Raw genomic sequence first — 15,302 nt, forward strand, 5'->3', positions numbered from 1 at the left:
CCCCGAAGGCATTGTGGTCCAGTGACCTGCAGTCGTCAGCAGCGCCGTCAATTAATGGAAATAGCTTATCTTTAGCAGCTGACAGGCCCCATATTCAAAACAACAATGACCTGAACCGTATGAATATTGCAATATTAGTCCGACAGACCAGCGGTGGAATTACTATGACTAATGATGTGTGTAAGTTCCTTATTATTAAAAACAATCAGGAACCGCAGACCGGTGTCTGCAGATTCATATCATACCCCAGCAACCTGCATTTTTTCCAATTCAATAGCTAAAATTATAAACTTTTTGACATGCTAAAACCAATGGGTAATCTACTGTATTTATTTGTTCTGACTGGATTACTGTTCGGTTTGCCCTATCTTCTGACAGCCCAGACGATGACGGCACCCGCCCTACAATGGCAAAAATCCTTTGGCGGCAGCGGCACCGAGGTGATCTATTCAGTGGACAAAACAGCAGATGGCGGCTATATTCTGATGGGCAACGCAACGAACGACGGCGGTGATGTTTCGGGAGGACATGGTGAGCAGGATATTTGGGTAGTCAAAACGGATGCAACGGGTACACTGTTATGGCAGCGAATGTTGGGCGGGACCAGTTATGATATTGCGGAGTCCATCATCAGCACGGCCGATGGCGGCTATATCATTGCAGGTTCGACAAGTTCCGATGATGGCGATGTCAGCATTAATTACGGGTCCTATGATGTCTGGATCGTAAAATTAAATAGCAACGGTACGATTCAGTGGCAAAAATCCCTGGGCGGTTCGGATATGGATCATGGTTTTGGGATCCGGGAGTCGGTTGATGGTGGTTATGTTTTGGTGGCCTCTACTTATTCTACAGACGGTATGATCACCAACCCGAAAGGCCAACTGGATAGTTGGCTGGTGAAGCTAGATGGCAGCGGCAACCCGCTATGGCAAAAGATTCTTGGAGGAACAGAAGGCGATGCCCTGCAATCCATTGCCAATACGCCCGATGGAGGCTATATCCTGGCTGGAAATTCTTCTTCCAATGACGGTGATGTTTTGGGCAACCACGGGGGGCAGGATGTCTGGGTCGTAAAAGTAGATGGTGCCGGTAATATTCAGTGGCAGGAAAGCTTTGGTGGTAGTTTACAGGACGCGGCTGAAGCGGTGGCACCCGCCATTGGCGGGGGGTACTATATCGGCGCACATACGGTGTCGGGTGACGGCGATGTCACGAATGGGAGAGGAAGTGCTGATTTCTGGCTCATCAAAATAAACGACGCTGGCAATCTCCTATGGCAGCGCCCGGCAGGATCTACTTCTTCAGAATACATCCGTGGAATGTCCGTTACCTCGGATGGTGGCGCCATCATGACTGGTGGCGTCAACCTGGCTGATGGAGATGTCAGTCAGGTATACGGTAATTTTGATGCCTGGCTGGTTCGTTTCAGCAGTACGGGAGACCTGTTATGGGAGAAGAATATGGGTAGTACGGGAAATGATGCTTCATCGGCTGTAATACAAACGACAGACGGAGGCTTTCTAGTCGGTGGTTATGCCAGTGTTGCCGATATGGACGTAACCGAATCTTTTGGCAACCTGGATTTCTGGTTGGTAAAACTGGATGCGGAGTCAGCGTTATCGGTAAATTTCGGTGTCATCAATGCTTCAAGGAGAGGAGGGCAACTTCGAGTGGACTGGGATAGCGAATCTGAAACCAATTGCCTGCGGTATGATATTGAAGCCTCGGCCGATGGCCAGGTATTTAAAAAGATTGGATCAGTCAATACTAAGGCAGATGGCGGAAATTCCGCGACCACCCTTCATTACAGTTTTACCCGATCGACTACAGGACTCTTGTCGGGAGTGGGCTTTCTGGCCTTTTTATTCGGTTGCTTTAAAAGACGTTCCTGGTTACTTAAGGGGATTGCAGCGCTGCTGTTTTTTGTATCCCTAATGGCTTCCTGCCGCAAAACAGCAGCAGGCGTCACCGAAGCCCAGGCAGCCTTTATTCGCATCGCCCAGGTGGATATTGATGGCAGTGTTCATTATTCCACGGTGGTGAAGGTGGTTACGGAGTGATCGGGCGGCAATCGGTCGATACGTAAAACTACCGCTGTTCAAAGATTCCAGAACAGCTGGGTATCATAACTGAAAATAACTTTATTGTCAATGGCATACTGTTCATAGAGCTGCCGGATGCCTTTCATGATTTTATTATATACCGGACCTGATTTGGGTACATAGGAAGAGGACAGAACCCTGCCCCGGAAACCTTCCCAGTCAAAGACCTGTTGATGGGGCAGCGCCGCCGTTTCCAGCGACGCAGGTTGAAAAAAATCCGCCAAAGCTGCCTGATCTACATTGCGGTGGTCCAGTGTCTGGTATTCGGGTATCAGCTCCCGGAGCAGGTTGTCATAGCCTTTGGAAAAAGCATGATCATCCCTGCGGGCATTCCAGATCAGTACGATATGGCCACCTGTTTTGAGGATGCGGTTAAATTCCTGGCGGCATCCGTCGCGATCGAACCAGTGAAATGCCTGGCCTGCAACAATCGTATCAATCGTATGATCAAAAAGGGTTGTAGTTTCCGCAGTTCCTTTTACCAGTTTCAGGTTGGCATGATGGCCGTAAAGCTCTCCGCAGGCGATACGCATGGCATCATTGGGTTCCACAGCATAAGTATAGTTTTTATTTTTCAGGAAAAGTTCGGTTAAAAATCCCGTTCCGGCGCCGATATCGGCAATGATGCTATGCGGATTCAGCCCGATCCGGTCCCGCAAAATGCCTATAATCTCTGGGGGATACTTGGGCCGGTAACGGATATAATCGCTGACGCGGTCAGAAAACCGTTGGGTAGAATCTTTCATTTTTCAGGATTTAAATATCAATGGCCTCGATCACCATGGCACTGGCGCCGCCGCCACCATTGCAGATCCCTGCGGCACCATAGCGGGCTTTATTTTGCCGAAGCACCTGGATCAGGGTGGTAATGATGCGTGCACCACTGGCACCCAGCGGGTGGCCCAGGGAAACGGCGCCGCCATTTACGTTGACGGTAGCGGGATCCAGCTCCAACCGACGGGTATTTTCAATACCTACGACACTGAAAGCTTCATTGAGTTCCCAGAAAGCGATATCGCCGGGTTGAAGTCCCGCTTTTTCAATGGCCCGGGGCAGGGCCAGACTGGGACTGGTGGTAAACCATTCGGGCGCCTGTTCTGCATCTGCATAGGCCAGAATCTTGGCCACCGGCTTCAGCTGAAGTGCTTCTGCTTTTTGGCGGCTCATCAGTACCAGGGCCGCCGCACCGTCATTCATTGTACTGGCATTGGCCGCAGTAACCGTACCGTCCTTCTTGAAAGCCGGTCGCAATTCCGGAATTTTCTCAAATTTTACCTGAAAGGGCTCTTCATCCCGGCGGATGATGACCGGATCGCCTTTTTTCTGCGGAATGCTGACTTCGATTACTTCTTCATCAAAGTGGCCCTGTTCCCAGGCTGTCTGACTGCGGCGATAACTTTCTACGGCAAATGCATCCTGGTCCGCCCGGCTGATACCGCAAGTATCGGCGCAAAGTTCAGCCGCCATACCCATGGCCTGGCCGTCATATACATCGGTCAGGCCGTCTTTAGCCAGACCATCAATAAGGGCGGCATGACCATATTTACGGCCCCAGCGGAGGTCTTCGGCATAGAAAGGTACATTGCTCATGCTTTCCATACCACCGGCGATTATAATCTCGGCATCGCCCAGCAGGATGCTCTGTGCTGCCTGGGCAATGGCTTTCATGCCACTGGCACAGACCTTATTGATAGTGGTACAGTTTACCTGATCCGGCAGCCCGGCAAATTTAGCCGCCTGACGGGCGGGTGCCTGACCCAGATTTGCCTGCAGCACACATCCCATCAGCAATTCCTGGACCTGGTCCGGCGAGAGGCCGGACTTTTTCAGGGCACCCTGTATGGCCAGCGCACCCAGTTGGGTTGCGGATAGGGATTTCAGGGCACCACCAAAACTTCCGATCGGGGTGCGGACTGCAGCAACAATATAAACTTCGTTTCGATTCATATAGCGTTGTTTTTCTTATTACAAATGTACTGGCTTTTATTTTTCCTAGATTCAACCAAAAGGGCACCGGCCCCGTCTGTAAAACAGCCGGTATCAAAGGATTCAGATCGGTGGTATTGGGTATTTTTTGTAGGTTTGGCAGATGCATTGCCAAAAACCGATACCGATATGGGTAGCTGGCCTAAATAATTCAATGCCCTGGCTGCTGGCCTGGGCATAGTTTAAAATTAAAAAAACTGGAATGAAGTTATTATTCGTACTGACGACGGCACTTTCGTTTTTATGGGGAGCGATCCAGCTGCCCGCCACCTGTGAAAACCAGCTGGAAGCACCGATTATTACCGGCGCCGATCAGACCGGCCTTTACCTGGATTATCTGAAGGGAAAAAGAATCGGCATTATGGCCAACCCGACCACCATAATCGGCGATAAACATCTCGTAGATAGCCTGCAATCACTGGGTATTAATATTGTCAAAGTATTTGGTCCGGAACACGGATTCCGGGGAAATGCCAGCGCGGGTGTAAAGGTTAAGGATGAAAAGGATCCCTCCACCGGCATTCCGATAATATCCTTATACGGGGCTAAAAACAAACCCACGGCCCAGGATATGGCGGATATCGATATCCTGATCTACGACCTGCAGGACGTAGGGGTACGTTTTTATACCAATATCAATGCCCTGTCCAGGTTGATGGAAGCATGCGCCGAGAATGATAAGGAAATGCTGATCCTGGACCGCCCGAATCCGAATGCATATTTGATTGATGGTCCAATCCTGGACATGAAGTATAAATCCGGTATCGGTATGTTCCCGATACCCATGTCTCATGGTCTCACCGTAGGTGAGTTTGCGCAGATGGCCAATGGGGAAGGCTGGCTCAAAAACAAGGTAAAATGTAAATTGAAAATTATCCCGGTAGCCAATTACAACCATAATATGTCGTATACCTTACCGGTAAAACCTTCACCCAATCTGAATACCCAGCAATCAATCATGCTCTATCCTTCCACCTGTATGTTTGAAGGTGTATACCTGAACCATGGCCGGGGAACGATGTTTCCTTTTACGGTACTCGGGAGTCCCGAATTAAAAGGAAAATACAGCTTTTCTTTTACCCCCAAGTCGATTAAAGGCATGGCCGAGACACCGATCTTTATGAACCAGGTTTGCTACGGACTGGACCTGCGTGACTATGATATCGAAAAACTGAAAAAATCCGGCCAGATCAATATCAAGTGGATCATGGAGCTTTATAAAGCACATCCGCACAAAGAGAAATTTTTTAATTCCAAGCTCAGTAATCAGATGGGCAAAATTGAGAACCTGATCGGCAATGGCCTTTTCCGTCAGCAGATTATCGATGGTGTCTCCGAGGCCGAAATCCGCAAAAGCTGGGAGCCAGGTCTGAGCGAATACAAAGAAATGCGCAAAAAGTACCTGCTCTATCCTTGATGAACCATTTTCTCAAAGGGTACTGTTGCGATCAGCTGTTTGATATTTGGTCCTATCGCAAGCGTCAACACCGCAGATTCATTGCTGGTAAGGCCTGCCGGATTCCCGGTTCGGTATTTCCTACAGTGAAATTACCCTGGCATGTATACAAAACTATGGCGTGATATCGAGCAGTTCACATACTTTGGAATAAGGCATGCTTTTGAGCTCGGATTCTGATACAATAGAACCGTTATTCAGTACCACCCGATTCTCTGTGTCCGTCACTCTTTTTGCTGCGACACCTCCTGGAATAATTACATATCGAAAATGGTGAGCACTAGATATCGTTCCATAAGCATTAATGGAACTGCTGAAATCAATGGTTAATTTTCCAGGTGTGAGTAGGTAAGTTATCACATCTGTGTAAGGAGTGGAGCCTTGTCTAATCAACAGGGAGATAGGAAGCAAGCCTACCTGATCCTTCGGCCAGATTAAAGGGTTGTATCCCTCGATCTTACCATAGACCAGCACGACACCCTTATCCAGAATGGCCTGGGTAATAGCAGGTGCAGCCTTTTCGTACCTGAAATGAACGATGCCAAACACAGAGGTGTTGGTATAGGTAGTTGGATTAAACCAATCGGAATACTGGACATTGGCAGTCCCGGTCGCACCACGCGGACCAGTTGCGCCAGGTGCACCGTCTTCACCATCTACGCCATCAATACCATCTTTACCATCCTTAGCACAGGATATAAGACTGAGTGCACAGACCAGTAAATAGATAATAGGTCTGCAATTGAGTTGTTTCATAGTTTTCATAATTTTAGTTTATAATATTAGATGGATAGGTACTATCCCCCAATCGTTTCTTGGAAACAACAAAACTATATAGAGACTTCAGCATGTACAATACCGTAATCAGGCGAGTGTAGAAAATTACATTGAAGATTAGATTTCTGGATGGCATTGTCGTTGTTGATGGTAATTGGGGATTTCAAAAAGAGTTATCAGAAATTTTAATATTGCGGACAGCACAGATTTACATATCATCCAGGAACCTTCTTACTTTTTTGTTGATTGATTCATTTTCCACCAAGACAACTTTACAATAGATATTATACATGGACTTCTACACAACTTGGGTACATTCGCTTCAGTTACGAACCATTGCATCATCAGGAAGAAACTTGGTCGAAAGCTTCTCTAATGGTATCGGATCTTGTCAAGCTATAACTCAGAGATTATTACTCCAGTTTTTTTTAAAATATTTTTGAAGAAATTAGCTAATTTGCCCAACCGGTACTAGATGACGACTACTACAACAAATTATGAAGGACTTACAAATCAGGCCGAAGCCGTCCTACGAAGAACTGCCCACATTAACAGACTATCATTGGGAGAGGAGCAAGGCCGCACAAGTGGAGGTAGAGCAAATATTGAAGCATCCCTTCTCTTTGGAACAATGGAGAGAACAAATCCGTCAACATCAAGAGCAGAGAACCTTAAAAGCCAGGAGAAAATCTTAAAAATATGCTTGGGCTAAAGGATTATGGTTTAATCCTGAAGCATATTTATATCAAAATTCCGGAAGGGAACGAAGATCCGGAAAGGAGGTGGTATTAACAGCCATTCTACTCGACTGGCTTACACATAAGGCCATTCATGTAGATATCCACTATTTTTCGGGCTGAGCGTATTTTTTGCATATATAGAAAAAGAAAAAAACCCTTCAAACCTTGGAAGACCGGGTGAATCCCACTCAGACATCCTCTAACGCTAAAGGGTCAAATAACTCAAACAAAAGCCGGACGAATCCCGTTCAGCCACTTTCAAGTGAGTTATATACTAAAGTTAAGAAAAAAAATGAAGGTCATTAAAATGAGCTTTTCATGAAATGATGTTGAATATTTTCAACTGAGTTTTAATACCGAGGTTGTTGCCTGTCTCAGGCATACTTCAGTCTGACAATCCAACGATTTTACCTTCCTGTCGCGGTAACTTCTTCAACATCGTCTTCTGCCGCCGATTGTTTGTTATCTGATATCTTTTTGGGCTCCGGCTTTGTCTCTTCATCAAAGAAGTGGTCAAATGGCTCAGTTCCCAGACTTATGATGTTCTCGTTTGCAAATAATCTGAGCATACTATCGCATACACGCGTCTTCATTTTCATCGAGATATTGTCAAGTGAATCTGCCCAGATATTGCCAGAAGGAATTCCGACAGTTTCCGCTTGTTTATATACATCGTCACCCGCGCCTATAAAAGTGAATATCCAATTTTTCTTGGAATAGGTCTCAACCATTTTTTTTTATGTGATTGGACTTGTATTCCTGAGAAGCATTTTCAAATCCATCAGTAAGAATCGAGACTAATACCACATAGTTGCGTTTATTTATTAAGAAGCGAGCCAGGTCATTAACACTTTTTCCGACGGCATCCCAAAGTGGTGTCATTGCATCGGGATTATAATCATTTTGACTGAATCCCTTAATTTCATCAATTGGCATTTTATCGAAAACATACTTAATGCCATCGGAGTTGAAAGTGATCAATGAGACGTTTTGAAGTTGTTCCTTATGCTTCTTTTGACTTGTCCTGATGGTTTGCAGAATTTCCTGGTAGTTTGTAATTGTCTGCTCTTTGACGGACTGCATTGAACCGCTCTCGTCTAAAATAAGTAAGTTGAAAAATTTCTTGGCCATAATAAACAGATTTTTAAGTCTTAGAATAATTAGATTCACAAAACTATTCTCTATGTGGCCAGGTTTCGTTTTCTGCAACCTTGTAATCATAGTTCCTTCGGCAGGACTTTTTCCCAGATAATCCTACTTTCCTCACGGGCGGCAGGAATGTATTTGACAAGTCCGCGACCCTGATGTATATAATATTGTTGTGCCAGCCCTTCTTCCATCCGGCTTAAGAAAGCCTCCTTTATCCGGCTGCATTTTTCGTTGATGGAATTACATCTCGGATCAGTTAGTGTCTGGATGCTTTTCCTAAACTTAGCTGAATCCTGAAGATTGGTCAGTTGGCTGTAAATAGCTGTAATTTCTTTTCTATATTCTGGCAGTCGCTTGAATAAAACCCCTTCTGGATGTCGAAGAAAGAAAAAGAATACCGTTTTAGGTAGTGGTGTGAGTTTAATTTCCATGTTTTCAAACTCCGGTAAAAGTATTTTATAATCTTTGCTGATATATATGGAGCTATATTGGTTTATCGCGGGCTGGAACAACTTTTTTATATCCTCGTTATCGAGGCTTTGTCCAATCATTTTAATAAGTAGTTCATTGAATCCATTTTTTTTTAAGCGCAGGATTCGTTCGCGGATTTCTTCAGCGATAATTTCAGACTCTTTCAAAAAATTGATATCAGCAAGATTGTCATTTTCTTCCTTCTCCGGCTCCAGGGAGGAGTTTAATTGATAATAGATCTCTTCATGAACTGATGTCGGTACGATTTCAGGACGGATAAGATTGGAGTGATACTCAAAGAAGCTCATATAATCCTGCTCCTCGAGGCTGGAAAAATCTGTATAGGCAAATCGATTGGGACGGCGGGCACGCAGGAAGCCAAATTTGCAGGAAGCAAAAAGTTTCTCCCGGAACTGATCATGATCAATACGGGGTTCATTGGCAATTTGAACCTGACGGCTTTTAAAAAATTTCTTAAATAAACCTTGTTTGGCGAGCTTGGCTGGTGTTCCCGACTCATTTTCCTGAATTCTAATTCCTGAGACAAAGGATTTCGTAAAAAAATCAGTATTATATAATAGCTCCGCAGATGATTTCCATAAATCGATCTGTTCCTTGTTTAATGAAGGATAATTGAATCCGAGTATATCTATAAAATCTAACTGATTTTTTTCTTCCTCCAGAAAGATAAAATTTTTACCCGCCTTTTCCTGATATAATGACTTGATCTTCTCATAATGTCTACGTATAAACTTGGTGGCTGAATTATCGTTACTAAAATTTACAAATAAGATATCGTCTTCCGCTATTTCAGAGATAAGGATCGGAATAGTAGATTTTTGCCTATCTACAATAAAATTTATTGTAAGAATGTTGATTCCATTAAATTGATGAGGGATCTGTTTCGTGCTAAAAGACATCTAGATAAGTTTTGGTAATTACCTTTGGAATTAACCCAGTCGATTTGGTTCTCGGTTTACAGGAACCATTCGGCTGAATCAGTTAAATTTATGGAAAAGGGGTTAAATTTGAAAAAATGAAGTGAGTTCTTTAACCCCGGGCGTGACAGTTTTTTGTAAAATCACAGTTGAATCTCGTGTTATGAAAAAAACCAATAAGTGTGATTTAAGAGGGTAATGAATTTGTGTAAAATTCTTGGATATAGACAAATAAAGACTCCCCTTCTTCTTCACATGTCCACATTTAAGGGCCCGTCACGGGAATCTGAAAGAGAATCTTCTTTGTAAAGTTATAATAATCTGTTGATGTTATTCCAACTTTTAAAGAGCTAAGTGGGTAAATGGCACTTTCCTTGAAAATATTGGAGGGCCTGCCGGGGTTACATGTTATGAATTAAAGCCGCACCTGACGCATCAGATACGGCTTTAAAATTTGTATTATTGAAAATTAGAAACCTTCGTTTTGTGTAAGACTCGGATTCACCGCCAGTTGCTGGCTCGGTATGGCGTAGAGCAGTACTTTGTTATCTTCATCGGCCGGTTTGGTCTCACGGGCATCCAGGAACTTCCCGAATCTTATCAGGTCCTGTCTTCTCCAGCCTTCCCAATAGAGTTCGCGGCCCCTTTCATCCAGCAGACCATCCAGGCTTAAGGAGCCCAGGTTGCCGGCACCCCTTTTGCTGCGGATAGAGTTGACCAGGGTGAGTGCAGCAGCAGCACTGCCACCGCCACCTCTTAACATGGCTTCGGCCTTCATCAATACCACGTCAGCATATCGATAGACCACCCAGTCATTGTTTTTCTGTCCGGATTGTGAAGCATAATCGTAAGCATACTTAAGTACCCGGATTCCGGCAGTCTCCAGGGTATTGCCCGAAGTACGGATAGTAATATCATGGGTAAACACCAATGGCTGGCTGGAAGGGTTGCGCGCATTGAGCGCCGCACCAGTAGTCAGGTTGTATTGCTGACCGGCCAGGAAGCCCACGGTTCTGGCTCCTTTGGGGTTGGGTTTGTTGAAAGCGGGATACCGGTAATCGATGCCCCTTCTTTCATCTGAAGCGGAGAACTTGTCATAGAATGCACCCAGGGTGGCCCAGCCATTCCAGCCACCGGGATCCATATTGTAGTGTGCGATCGTGTTATAGGCGTTACCGACGCCGCCGCCCCGTTCGCCTTCCTTGTTGTAAAGCGTAAAAATATTCTCCGTGGATTTTACATCGTTATCGGGTGCAAAATTATCAAAGTATTTACCTGCAGCAGCAATGGTATAGCCCGTAACCTGATCGGCCAATTCAATAACTTTACTCATATCAGCGGCATCGAAGCTGGGGGCTTCCCGGTTGATAAAGGCGCCCCGGTTCAGGTATACTTTCATCAGCAATACCCTTGCTGCGTTCTTACTGGCAACCCAGGCATCCCCGCCTGTAGGTAATGTTCCGATGATCTCATTGACTTCACTGATAATAAAATCCAGCCCCTCAGCGGCGGTCATCACAATCGGGTCTTTACGGAAATCTTCCAGGTCTTCGCGGTATACGGCTATTCCCCAGAGATCGATCATGTCAAACATGGCCAGGGCCCGGATAAATCGGGCTTCGGCAGCTTGTTGTTCAGTAGGATTATTGCGCAGGACATTCGAAGCCTGGAAAATGGCGGTACCAAAACTATTGAAGCATCCGCTCATATAATCATTATCGGCATTCCAGGTATGCAGGTGGATGGCGCGGTGACGACCATTATCATCCCAGTCACCACCCCGGGTCGGGGCAATGGCTTCGTCAGAAGAGAGTTCCTGCATGCACCAGCGATCGCCCTGCTGATAAGGCCCGTTCAGGGTGGAGTAGGCGCTGACCAGCAACTCAGATGCGCTAATGGCATCTCCTTCCTCCAGGTTACTGCGAAACTCCTCATTCAGCTTGGTACAGGCAAACAGGGAGAACAGCAGCACCGTCAATATACTATATGGTAGAATTGTTTTCATCTGTGTATTTTTTATAGTTTACAATGGTCGGTTATAAAGAAAAATTCAATCCCAGTAAAAATGTCCTGGCTGAAGGGTAGGGGATGTATTCGATCCCCAGGGAGGGAATGCCATTGGTGCCGCCATCGGTATTCACTTCCGGATCGAAGCCCCTGTAGTTGGTAAATACCAGTAGGTTCTGACCGGTCAGTGAGATGTTGACATTTTTAAAGGCCCGACCGACATCGCCGAGATGGTAGTTCAGGGTGGCATTGGACAGTTTCAGGTAATTGCCTTTTTCCAGATAACGCGTGGAAGGTGCTGCTGAATTGGAAGTTTTTTCCCCCAGTTCAGGTTGGAAGAATTCAGAAGATATGTTCTTACCCGACAGGTTATTGATGCCCAGCACAGTTGCCAGGGTATTATTGAACAGGTAATGTCCAAAGGCGCCGTTGAAGTTGACAAAAGCCGAAAACTTCTTATAACTCACATCGGTAGAAATCCCCAATAGCATTTTCGGGTTGGGGCTGTTGATATAAAACTTATTCTGGGCAGGATCCACTTCCGTACCTATGGTACCGTCTTTGGCGCGGTACATACTCAGCCCTGTGCTTGGATCGATGCCCTCAAATATGGCCAGGTACCAGACATTCAGCGGTTGACCGCTGACCATGCGCTGACCTACAACATTCGAGAAGCCCTGGCCCCTGAGTGTCGCTGTTTCGTAGAATCCCGGCAGTCCGGATACACTGTTTTTCAGCAGGGTCAGATTGGTACCCAGGTTCCATTGCAGGTTATCGTTACTTACGATGGCGCCGTTAAGATTAATTTCTATTCCCTTGTTCACCACTTCTCCATCCAGGTTCACCCAGATTTTACCATTGGGCGCCGGCTGGGCGATGGTCCTTTCGAAAAGCGCATCGGCGGTCGTTTTATGAAATACATCGATAGAACCGAAGATCCGGTTGTTCAGCAGTCCGAAATCAACGCCGAGGTTATACGTCGTAGAAGTTTCCCATTTGAGGTCGGGGTTCCCGAAATTGGTCTGCTCCTGGCTCTGCATGCCGAACTCATATCGGTTCTTGGAAGCGCCGGAAGGAAATTCACTGTTACCAGTCTTACCCCAGCCAATGCGCAGTTTCAGGTTACTGACGGCACTGCCTTGAAGGAAGTCCTCATTGTAGGCATTCCAGGCGAAGGCCAGTGAAGGGAAATTGGCATACTTATTATTCTCCCCAAACTTAGTGGAGCCGTCCCGGCGGATGGTACCGGTCAGCAGGTATTTATCCTTAAGGTTAAAGCCCGCCCTGAAAAAGAAGGATTGCAGTTCATTGGTTGGAGAACGGTTGGAATTGATATTACGGGCGGAAGCCACGGAATAATCCAGGTAATCGTAAAAATCAATGCCCTTATAGGTATATCCCGAACCGGACGCGGAATTCCAGCGGGTATCATAACTCAGGTATTCATAACCCGCCACGGCATTCAGGTTCAGGTCGGTGGCGATATCCTTATTAAAACTTAGGGTATGGGTCAGCTGCTGGTCCGTATTGGAATTATTGCCCACGAAGGCCATCCCTTTCTCGGTATGGGTGGGATTGATCAGCAGCCGATCATACATCCCGGTCCGCAGTCCGGTCTGGCGGGTCAGGCTATAAGCCAGTTTGTATTCCAGGAAATCGGTGATTTTATAGGAAGGTGCTACATTGACGATAATGGTATTGACGGTGGCCAGATCCTTGAAAGCCTGCAGGGTGGCCAGCGGGTTGATCACATTGGCACTAACCCAGGTTAAGTCCCCGTTCTCATCCCGCAGGGGGCGGGTGGGGTTCCAGTTCAGGGCCTGGGAGATCAGGTTGCCTTCAAATCCCACACCCACGTCAATGGGAGCGATCCGCTCATTGGTCTGGGTGAAAAACAGGTTGAGGTCCAGTCCCAGTTTTTTGGATTCCAGGAATTTGAAGCTGGAGTTCAGGTTGGCCGTATATTTTTTAAGATTGGAATTCTCAATAATACCATCCTGGTTCAGGTAACCCAGCGAGAGCCGGTAACGGCCCCTGTCGGTACCGCCGGATATACTGGCATTATGGTTCTGGGTAATGCCGACACGGGTGATGGCGTCAAAAGCATTGACATTACCGCCCAGATCGGCTGTCGCCGCATCACCGGGGGTATAGACTTCCAGGGCTTCCCGGAACTCATCGGCACTGAGTACATCCATGGTCTTGATAACGGAGGAAGCACCTACCGATGTCGAAATCCGCACCGTGGGATCGCCGGAAATACCCCTTTTCGTATTGATAATCACCACCCCGTTGGCGCCGCGGGAACCATAGATGGCGGTGGCGGAGGCATCCTTGAGGATGTCAATCGAGGCAATATCCTCGGGGTTCAGGTAATTTAAAGGGTTGCCGCCATCAGAGCCAAAGCCCCCGCTGCCACCCGGGCGGGCAGAATTGCCGGAAAGTGGAATCCCGTCAAGTACGAACAGGGGATTATTGCCGGCGCGGATCGAGGAATTACCCCGGATCCGGACCGTGGCTGATCCCCCGGGCTGCCCGGTATTATTAATTACCATCACACCCGGGGTCTTTCCCTGGATCAGCTGGTCCGGGTTGGTGATGATCCCTTTATTAAAATTCTTTTCACTGATGGTCACCATCGAGCCGGTAAGATCCCTTCTTCGGGCCGTACCATAGCCGATGACAACGACTTCATCCAGGGACTGCTGGCTGCCACTGACAAGGGTAATGGTCAGCGGCCCATCGGTAATGGTCACTTCCTGGGTGGTATAGCCGACATAAGAGATGACCAGGAGGGTCTCGGTTTCGGGCAATTGGAGGCTAAAAGTTCCGTCTTCAGCGGTGACGGCGGCCGTTTGGGAATTTTTTCCCACAACTGTAGCACCTGCTACAGGGTTGTTTTTGTCGTCCAGTACCTTACCGGTGACATTTTTTGTCTGGGCAAGGGCACAAAACGACATCATTAAACATGCCAGACATAGCATGCTTTGGACAAGCAAATTGGGTTTCATACGCAAAAATTGATTTTAAAAATGACAAAGCTTATTGAGGTTTAGGACACTGATATTTCAATACTCTGGCAATGCGAAATCAGGCAACGCAACTCATTCTCATGTATTAACTACACATTAATCATTAAAAATATTGAAAAATTACCAGAACCAAAAAATAAATTTCCGGGACCGGGCGACAGATTTTTCCGGATATTTGTTGCATTTTATTAATTTCCTTACCTTTGCGGCCTTAATACAACAGGATACAAAAAACAGGATGACTTTTTAAAAAAGACAGTATGCCACTTACTAAAGAAAGAAACGCAAAGATTTTTGAAGAATTTGGAGGAAATACCGCCAATACAGGCTCTATTGAGGGCCAGGTTGCTCAATTAACCGAGCGCATCAGCCAGATCAGTACGCATTTAAAGGAAAACAAGAAGGATTTCTCTTCCCACAGAGGCCTGATGCAGCTGGTAGGCAAGCGCAAAAGCTTATTGGCCTACCTGCAAAAAACGAATCTTGAAGGGTACCGCGCCCTGATCGAAAAACTGGGATTAAGAAAATAATTTCCCGCTGAGATCTCAGTTGGGAATCGGTTCTATTCCTGGGTTTGATTCGAAAGTTCAGACTTCATTATATATATACTGGTATTCCCAACATGATCCATGTTGGGAATA

At 46.3% G+C, this 15,302-nt stretch carries 11 protein-coding genes; 3 read left to right on the forward strand and 8 right to left on the reverse strand.

The genetic code is table 11. The features are described 5' to 3' along the window. Nucleotides 1-299 precede the first annotated feature (299 nt). On the forward strand, nt 300-2,063 hold the full coding sequence (locus tag ACYVI9_RS14795) for a hypothetical protein (RefSeq protein WP_460765824.1): 1,764 nt from the start codon (nt 300-302) through the stop codon (nt 2,061-2,063). 38 nt (nt 2,064-2,101) lie between these two features. Here the strand turns inward: ACYVI9_RS14795 and ACYVI9_RS14800 are convergent, their stop codons facing one another. Both ACYVI9_RS14800 and ACYVI9_RS14805 read right to left on the reverse strand, forming a co-directional pair. After that, a complete protein-coding gene (locus ACYVI9_RS14800) occupies nt 2,102-2,851 on the reverse strand; it encodes a class I SAM-dependent methyltransferase (RefSeq protein ID WP_460765827.1) in 750 nt (249 codons plus the stop codon). Between the two features lie 10 nt (nt 2,852-2,861). After that, the gene (locus ACYVI9_RS14805) at nt 2,862-4,052 is read right to left on the reverse strand and encodes an acetyl-CoA C-acyltransferase (RefSeq protein ID WP_460765830.1); all 1,191 of its coding nucleotides are present in this window, start codon (nt 4,050-4,052) and stop codon (nt 2,862-2,864) included. 241 nt (nt 4,053-4,293) lie between these two features. Here ACYVI9_RS14805 and ACYVI9_RS14810 point away from each other — a divergent pair, with 241 nt between their 5' ends. Beyond that, nucleotides 4,294-5,508 carry an exo-beta-N-acetylmuramidase NamZ family protein gene (locus tag ACYVI9_RS14810; RefSeq protein WP_460765833.1) on the forward strand — a complete coding sequence of 405 codons (1,215 nt, stop codon included), beginning with the start codon at nt 4,294-4,296 and terminating at the stop codon, nt 5,506-5,508. 153 nt (nt 5,509-5,661) lie between these two features. On the opposite strand, the gene ACYVI9_RS14815 is transcribed toward ACYVI9_RS14810, so the two are convergent. The 6 genes from ACYVI9_RS14815 to ACYVI9_RS14840 form a co-directional block, all read right to left on the reverse strand. Then, nucleotides 5,662-6,303, reverse strand: a complete 642-nt coding sequence (locus tag ACYVI9_RS14815) for a collagen-like triple helix repeat-containing protein (protein WP_460765836.1) — start codon at nt 6,301-6,303, stop codon at nt 5,662-5,664. A gap of 1,168 nt (nt 6,304-7,471) precedes the next feature. Further along, complete coding sequence (locus ACYVI9_RS14820; protein ID WP_460765839.1) at nt 7,472-7,795, reverse strand: hypothetical protein; 324 nt, start codon at nt 7,793-7,795, stop codon at nt 7,472-7,474. After that, complete coding sequence (locus ACYVI9_RS14825) at nt 7,788-8,195, reverse strand: hypothetical protein (RefSeq protein WP_460765841.1); 408 nt, start codon at nt 8,193-8,195, stop codon at nt 7,788-7,790. Before ACYVI9_RS14825 ends, ACYVI9_RS14820 begins: the two co-directional genes overlap by 8 nt. Nucleotides 8,196-8,281: 86 nt before the next feature. Beyond that, nucleotides 8,282-9,604, reverse strand: coding sequence for a hypothetical protein (locus ACYVI9_RS14830; protein WP_460765844.1), 1,323 nt, complete (start codon nt 9,602-9,604; stop codon nt 8,282-8,284). A 487-nt stretch (nt 9,605-10,091) separates the two neighbouring features. Further along, entirely contained in the window at nt 10,092-11,627 is a 1,536-nt protein-coding gene (locus tag ACYVI9_RS14835; RefSeq protein WP_460765846.1) for a RagB/SusD family nutrient uptake outer membrane protein, read from the reverse strand. Between the two features lie 31 nt (nt 11,628-11,658). Continuing rightward, entirely contained in the window at nt 11,659-14,640 is a 2,982-nt protein-coding gene (locus ACYVI9_RS14840) for a SusC/RagA family TonB-linked outer membrane protein (protein WP_460765848.1), read from the reverse strand. Between the two features lie 281 nt (nt 14,641-14,921). On the opposite strand from ACYVI9_RS14840, the gene rpsO reads away from it, so the two are divergent. Further along, on the forward strand, nt 14,922-15,191 hold the full coding sequence (rpsO, locus tag ACYVI9_RS14845; protein WP_460765851.1) for a 30S ribosomal protein S15: 270 nt from the start codon (nt 14,922-14,924) through the stop codon (nt 15,189-15,191). The last annotated feature ends 111 nt before the right edge of the window (nt 15,192-15,302 follow it).

The sequence above is a fragment of the Niabella terrae genome, from assembly GCF_054783135.1.